A 7,664-nucleotide genomic window follows, 5' to 3' on the forward strand; every position below is an offset into this window, starting at 1 on the left:
AACACCCACGATCCTTTCAATACCCTGATCTAGATATGCGATAATCTCAGTAGAACCTGGCTCTGTCGAGACTATCCTCTTAATCATAGAACCACCTAATAGGATAAGCTATCGAGCTATATATGGATTATCAATCCATATGAAGCTCGTATCCCGCCTTACACATTAAGATAGGGAATACATACCAATATTTTGATCATTAATACTTAGAATTATAGTATTTAAAGTAGTGAAATAGCAGGAGGCTAGGAAGCGAGTATTTAAAATAGCGGGAATAATATAGACAGATTTCTTGCTATGGGGAATTTTAACTAGAGGAGATCTAGAAATTAAGAGTATATAGCTTTTCCGATATAGAGCTAGCTAGGGTGATGAAAAATATTATAGAGCTTAGAACAATAGTATGGGAGGGGATGTACAAACGGCTATAGGGAAAAAGGTTGTGGTAGGTTCTGACGATCTATATCCTGCTGCGAGATTTGTATTTGAATATCTGAAGAAAAAGGGCTTCGAGGTAATACCTGTGGGCTCGCTTAAGACAAACAAGCCAGAGCCATGGCCTCTTGTAGGGTTAGAGGTTGGGCGGATGGTTGCTGAGGGAAAGGCTGACTGGGGTGTTGTTGTATGTTATACAGGAACTGGGGTCTCGATTGCTGCTAACAAGGTTAGGGGTGTGAGGGCAGCGCTATGCAACGATGCTCAGACAGCTAGGGGTGCCAGGCTTTGGAATGATGCTAATGTCCTTGCCCTCAGCGGTAGGCTTGTTTCTGAGGAGGTTGCTAAGGAGATAATCGAGGCGTGGATATCAACAACGGAGATAGATCCCTCTGAAAAGGGGAATATAGAATTTCTAAAAAAGATCGATGAAGGCGGTATACCCTCTGGTGAAGAAGTTTCTCAGAAATAGTGGGAGAGCTCTAAGCTATATTAACCATTTTTTATAGTATGTAGATGTTGAAAAATGGATAAACAAGGGCTACATATTCCTATAAGATGCTAGGATCTTATATTTGGATCTTTTAAAGCGTGTCCCGTTAATACTATAGCGATGCTAGAATCGGGATCTATGAGGCCCTCATTAACAATCTTTATGAGGCCTGCTAAAGATGCTGCACTAGCCGGCTCACACCCGATCCCCTCGAGCCTTGCGAGAAGCCCTTGGGAAGCTAAGATCTCATCGTCATCAACGATCACGAAGAAGCCCCCTGTCTCTCTAACAGCTTTAAAAGCTTTTAGCCAGTTAGCTGGTTTTCCAATCCTTATCGCAGTTGCAATTGTTTCGGGTTTTTCAAAAGGTTCTATAGCCTTTCCACCATAGACCCACCCTCTAGCTATTGGCGATGCCCCTCTAGCCTGAACCCCAATTATTCTTGGCATTCTACCTATCAATCCTATATCGCGGGCTTCTTTGAAGCCTTTGTAGAGGGCATATATATTTCCTCCATTTCCAACCGGTAGGATCACTAGATCAACTTCCCCTAGATCCTCAGCTATTTCATAGGCAGCGGTTTTCTGCCCCTCAAGCCTCCATGGGTTTATAGAATTTAGTGGATATAGCATGTCTTTTCCGGATAGCTCTTCAAATACATTTAATAAGGCATCGTCAAAGGATCCATCTATATATATTGTTCTAGCACCATGTAGCATGCTTTGAAACAGCTTTCCATTAGCTACATAGCCCTTGGGAAGGACAACTGTGACCCTAGCCCCGGCTCTTGCGCCATATGCTGCTGCTGATGCAGCCGTATTCCCTGTGCTAGCTACTATAAACTCTTTAAAGCCATAATGAGTTGCGAGGCTCACAGCAAGACTCATACCTCTATCCTTGAAGCTTCCAGTAGGGTTCATACCCTCTATCTTTGCATATATCTCTCTAACCCCTAGAACCCTGCTTATCGTTTTCAACCTTATAGCAGGGGTTGCCCCTTCTCCCAGCGTTATCGGCTCGATCTGGTCGCCCATTGGGAGTGCTCTTCTATATCTCCACATGCTTCTAATATTATAGAACTCGGATCTAGATATGTTGGAGACATCCATTAAAACCTCTAGAGGTCCTCCACAGAAGCTGCAGAATGTAGCCCTAACACTAGATATATTCTCCCTATTACATATGAGGCATTTTAGAACAACCCTTTTATCCCTTATCTCTAGCCCCATGTATTTCGAGCCCTGATTTCCATCATAACCACCATAAATGCTGGGTGGAGCTCTCTTATAAGCCTTACCGTATATTCTCCTTGAGGATAATGGGGGAGAGGAGAGATCCACAATATAGGATAAGGGTTAGGCTCTCCGCGATTGTGAACTTTCTCGTGGGGATCTATAGGACGATAACCTCTTTCATATTCACAGTTGTAGTTATAAGAAGGCTTGATCCCTCTGAATATGGTTTATACGCAACCCTCCTAGGCTTAGCTAACGCTATTGCAATGCCTATTGGCTCGTGGATCTCGTGGGGATCTAGGAGATATGTGCTAGGCGTGTCTAGCTCGCTAAGGGCTACCTTTATCATTGCGGGTATATACATTGCTATTGCTATCCCTCTATTTATAGCTGCGGCCATGATCTTCATAGGTGGTGTTTATAGCTATTTCCTCCTCTCAATTCTAATAATGATCTTCTACGTTATATTATCTCCCCTTAACCTATGGATCTCATTGCTCAGCCTATATGCTCCTGAGAAAGGGGGATATCTAGGAGTGCTCTTCGAAACTACTAGGGTTGCTCTCTCCTACTATCTAGTAGTTATCCTTGGCATTGGAGTATTTGGAGCTGTTATAGGGCCTGGAATTGCTAGTATAGTGCTCATTATATCCAGCATGCTTCTCCTTGCTAGGATAAGGGTTGTTGATCTAAGGCTAAACATGCTTAGAAACCGTGCCAATGGGGGTTTTGGCGAGGCTATGAGGCTGCTAAAGCTATCTATCCTAAGCATACCGGGGATCGTTACTGGTGCTCTTGGCAATATAGATAAAGCGGTTATGGGTATTATCTCCTCATCAACAATCCCTGCAGCATATGCATCTATCGCCTCGGTTCCCAAGGCCTTTATATCGCCTGGGGCTTTTACATCTGGGCTATATGCAAAGATCTTGAGAGAGCCTAGGGGAGAAGACATAACCGATATACTTATTATATATAGTTTTATCTCCATCTTCCTCACATCTATCTTGATAGCACTCTCAAAGCCAGCTATATCTCTCTTCAACCCAGCATATGTTGATGGCTCCCTACTATTTATAATGGCATCTATAGAAGCCCTCATCATTGGATATGCAGCAATATTCGAGGCAGTGGCAATCGGGGTTGAGAGGGCTGATGTGGAGGGTAGAAGCTTCTCATATATAGCAAACACAGCCCTTGGGAAGATCCCTCTCGCCCAGATGACTAGGATGGTGTTATGCATTTCCATAGCATCAGCTGCTCAGACTATGCTCTGGATTAGCGGTGCTAGGGATCCTGTGATATTGGTTCTGCCATATAGCATTTCATATCTTGTATCCTCAGCACCATATACACTATACATATATAGGCTAGCAACTAGAAATGCCAGATTCATAATCCCGTGGAGAGATATCGCTGCATTTGTGATAGCTTCAATAGCATCATCATATACAGCGATACTATGGGGCGCAGATAGTATTATTATAAAGTCTTTCTGGAGAGATCTCGCGATCCTAATACCAAGCATAGTAATCTCAGCCTCTACATATGCGTTACTATCGCTCCTACTATCGCATAGACTTAGAATCTTGTTTATAACGGGAGCGAGATATGTTCTGAAAACCATAGCATAATGGATCAAAGGTTTCTACCTAGCCCTTTCAGAGCTAGGTTTCCAGCTATAAAATCAGCTATAAAAAGGATATATGTTGCCACGTTATACACGGCCTCTTAACTGTGACAGTAGAGCGCCGATCCTTTGTGATGCGAAGATATCACCCCTTATCTTTAGCTCTCCTCTTAGATATGCTCTAACAGGATCTAACTCTCCCTTTATAATCTTAACCATTACCTCATCCTTAGCGGATAGAACAGCTGTGGGCGATGCATGTCTGCCCTCAACAATCTTGACGATACCTTCAGATGTTATTTCCATATAGAAGGGGGGTTCACCCTCGATCTCGAATTGGAAGTACATCGGACCCTTTATCTGCCCTTTCAACTTGGGATCGCTATTCACAATTTCCGCTGTCTTTCTCATAAGATCTAGCGTTGCCAAGAGACCCTCCTTAATAATATTCTCTTCCAATATATAAGCATATTCAATATATTTTCTAACATATTTTTTCTACCCTCTCTATCTAGAACCAGATTTATCACATGGGGAGCCGAATATTAGCCTCTACGCTGATATCCTGTGGAAGGGTGCCCACTATGTCTAGGGCTGGGCTAATGGTGTTGATCACCCTCTTATTAATAATAACAACAATATATATGGTTGTCAATGGCTTCACTCCTACAGCACAGCTAGTGGAAAAGCCCTATATACTTGATCCGACCTATTCGGTGACACAGATTATAAAGCCGGGAGCCTGGTTTATAGTTGAGGTGAGGGATCCCTCAGGAGCTTTTACACCAGGTCTTGCAACTGCTAATCTATCTTGCTATATATCTGGTCTTATCAATATTTCTCTAAAGGTGAATAGGTATAGCAGCCAGGCTGGTATACATAGTATCAACTTCTCTGTCCCTAGGTTTGAGCTTCCTGCAGGGGGGTTCTACCCATGTTCTCTAGTTGTTTCAGATGGGAGGAATCTGTTGATTAGTGAGAAGAGTGTCTATATATATAATAAGAGCCTAGATAAGCTGGGGATCCTACATATATCGGATATCCATATACTCCTACCAACACCTATTGGAACTGCATATCAAACTCTAACCTCAGCCGTGTTTCTGGCTAACATGCTCAGCGACATTGATCTCGTGATCAACACAGGCGATACGATAGATAGGCCTGGAGATGCTATGCTCTACACCTATTATAGACAGGCTCTGAAGATACTTTTAAAACCCATACTAGCTGTTCCAGGGAATCATGATGGATCTGGGATAAGCCCAGACGTGTTTTCAGCTGTATATGGCTCTAATGTTGGTTCGATAACATGGTTCAGGAGGATTGAGAACTACCTAATAGTCGGTCTCGATACATCTGCTAGGGGTGTTATAGATAGTTCTCAATTAGCATTTCTCGAGAAGATCCTTAGAGAGAATCAAGATGCTAAGGTCAAGATCGTTTTAACCCACCACCCGATCTTTAGGGCAGGGGCTAAGGGCTTATATATAGATCAGCCCCTTAAGGATGTTCCAAGAGATCTCCTATATGCATCTTGGGCGGGGGATGAGAATATAGCTAGGGAATTCCTAAGGCTGATCGATATATATAATGTGTCAGCTGTTCTAGCAGGGCATGTACACCAGGACTCAATAGTTATATATAGGAACAAGACTATATTCATAACAACCGGCACATTGGGTGGCCCGAGATCTGATTATAACGCATTTAGAATAATAGATATATATTCAAACGGTACCGTGTCGCCTAGATATGCTCCTGGAACCAATGCTAGAAGTAATATGAATAGCTATAATATTGAAAAAGCTATTATAAGATACTGGGTTGATAAGGACTACTCGGGGGTCTTTCTAAATATCTCTAAGGAGCTAGGCATATCCTTTAGAGACCCTGTAAGCATTTATCTAGACTCTCCAGGCTCTAATAGCACAATAGAGAGGATATTATATGATGCTCGATCTAGAGAGATTGTTGAGCCAGCTGCTAAGATAGAGATTCTGGGAGAAGATGGCGTTTTAAGAACCATATATAGGGTAGATCTATCGGGCCAGGAGATCTATAGGCCGCAGGGTATTGTAGCAAAGAATCCAAATCTAGACACATCTCTAAAGCCCGGTATAATCAGTATAAATGTAGATCCAAGGCAGCCTAGGCAGGGGATAGACCCAATTAGGGTAAGTGTTGAGGTGTCGAGGGGATCTACATATGTTTATAGGGTCGAGATCATATTAAGAGCTTCTACAAAGGACGGCAGATCTATAGATCTTTGGGAGGAGGCCCTCCCAAGCTGGGACTATACGAAGTACATAGCGATGTTCAAAGAGATCAACGCTTCAAGGGCGATCCTCCTAGTGAGAGCATATGATCTCTATGGCAATATTGTGGAGAGCGAGATCTCAGTAACATTTAGAGAAGTACAGAGGGCAGCTACGGCACAGACCACAACTATAGCTGTAACTACAACACAACCTCCTATATATACAACCACACCGCCAGCTATTATCGTAGCTACCACAACGCCGGTAACAGTAATCACTAGCGCTATTAGCCCACCAGTAGAAACAACTGGTTCAGCAACACCACCTACAGCTATATATACTCAAAGAGCTATTGGCGATTCACTCGGACTTATAGTTGGTATAGTAATAGCTGTTGTTGGCATAGCTTTGGTAGTGATCCTCTTTATAAAAAGGAGAGGCTAGTTTTAAAAATACTACTTTGTCTCCCCCTCTTTCTCAGCTTTAGCCTGCTCCTCTAGCTTTTTAAGCTCCGCCTCAATCTCCTTCTCTATCTCCTCTATTGGCTTGGGTGGTGGTGTGGTTGCAAGTGTATAGCCTATCCAGCCTAGGATCCCCATAACACCTGTAACAGCTACGAATATCGTTATCTTAATAAGGATCTCCGCTATTCTATCTTCAGCGAAGAACAGCCCATATAGATATATCAATATAATCACAGCGCTAATCACCATTAACCCTAATCCGATCAGCTTATCTCTTTCAGGCATTTTGGCACCATATGTAGATGGTGTAGGGGATATATTAATAAATGGTATATGGTAATAACAGATTCTATATAGGAGGCATCTAATTTACGGCTGCGAGCTTCACCCATTAGGGCGGGGAGGTCAGAGCCCTTTATCCCCGGGGTTTAGTTGTGAATAGTCATTCGCTTTAGTATTGTGGGTGGAGGGTATCTTTTTATTATAGCTTAAAAAGTTTTTTTGCTATTTCAAGTAATATAGATCGTTCTTATGTAGAAAAGTATTTAAGCAATGTAAGATTTTATTTAACTCAAGTGCGTATATATGGTGCAGGTTAGCACATATCTTCCAATACCAAGGCAGGTGGGGGAGGAGTTCTGGGATGTTGAGAGAATTGAGCATATAAGGAGGCTTGCTACTACGGGTAAGCCTTACAAGATATATGTTGATAGAAGGGATAGTTTGAGGATATTAGATAGAGTTATCTTTAAGGAACTTCCAAAGGATCTAGATCCAAAGGAGGATGTGAATGCATCTACATACACAGAGATCTCCGGGATACCGATGTCATCACCTATATATCTAGGGGATATGTCCTATGGAGCTCTGAGCGGGATCCCCAATATAGCTATAGCTATGGCTGCAGATGCTATGGGAATCCTCGCTGGAACTGGAGAGGGAGGTCTCCACCCAGACGTGGCTAGATATAAAAGAATATTTATACAGTGGGCATCAGCTAGGTTTGGGGTTGATATAGATGTTCTGATGAAGGGCATGGGGATCGTTATAAAGATTGGGCAGGGTGCTAAACCAGGTATTGGAGGCCATCTCCCAGGATCAAAGGTTACCGAGCCCATATCACTTACCAGAAGGATCCCGGTGGGC

General features: G+C 42.8%; 7 protein-coding genes. 4 read left to right on the forward strand and 3 right to left on the reverse strand.

The window, feature by feature from the left end; genetic code table 11:
- The first annotated feature begins 442 nt into the window (after positions 1-442).
- Positions 443-907: an RpiB/LacA/LacB family sugar-phosphate isomerase gene (locus tag QXE01_10340; protein MEM4971633.1), complete on the forward strand. Its 465-nt coding sequence runs from the start codon at positions 443-445 to the stop codon at positions 905-907.
- 89 nt (positions 908-996) lie between these two features.
- Here the strand turns inward: QXE01_10340 and thrC are convergent, their stop codons facing one another.
- Positions 997-2,157 carry a threonine synthase gene (gene thrC / locus QXE01_10345; protein ID MEM4971634.1) on the reverse strand — a complete coding sequence of 387 codons (1,161 nt, stop codon included), beginning with the start codon at positions 2,155-2,157 and terminating at the stop codon, positions 997-999.
- Between the two features lie 89 nt (positions 2,158-2,246).
- On the opposite strand from thrC, the gene QXE01_10350 reads away from it, so the two are divergent.
- Complete coding sequence (locus QXE01_10350) at positions 2,247-3,797, forward strand: hypothetical protein (protein ID MEM4971635.1); 1,551 nt, start codon at positions 2,247-2,249, stop codon at positions 3,795-3,797.
- Between the two features lie 83 nt (positions 3,798-3,880).
- Here QXE01_10350 and QXE01_10355 read toward each other — a convergent pair whose 3' ends face one another.
- A complete protein-coding gene (locus QXE01_10355; GenBank protein ID MEM4971636.1) occupies positions 3,881-4,222 on the reverse strand; it encodes an SCP2 sterol-binding domain-containing protein in 342 nt (113 codons plus the stop codon).
- 155 nt (positions 4,223-4,377) lie between these two features.
- Between QXE01_10355 and QXE01_10360 the strand changes: the two genes are divergently transcribed.
- On the forward strand, positions 4,378-6,498 hold the full coding sequence (locus QXE01_10360) for a metallophosphoesterase (protein ID MEM4971637.1): 2,121 nt from the start codon (positions 4,378-4,380) through the stop codon (positions 6,496-6,498).
- 11 nt (positions 6,499-6,509) lie between these two features.
- On the opposite strand, the gene QXE01_10365 is transcribed toward QXE01_10360, so the two are convergent.
- Positions 6,510-6,803 carry a transcriptional regulator gene (locus tag QXE01_10365; GenBank protein MEM4971638.1) on the reverse strand — a complete coding sequence of 98 codons (294 nt, stop codon included), beginning with the start codon at positions 6,801-6,803 and terminating at the stop codon, positions 6,510-6,512.
- Between the two features lie 300 nt (positions 6,804-7,103).
- Between QXE01_10365 and QXE01_10370 the strand changes: the two genes are divergently transcribed.
- On the forward strand, positions 7,104-7,664 hold a 561-nt coding region (locus tag QXE01_10370; GenBank protein ID MEM4971639.1), incomplete at its 3' end, for a glutamate synthase-related protein.

The organism is Sulfolobales archaeon (assembly GCA_038897115.1).
Taxonomy (GTDB): domain Archaea; phylum Thermoproteota; class Thermoprotei_A; order Sulfolobales; family AG1; genus AG1.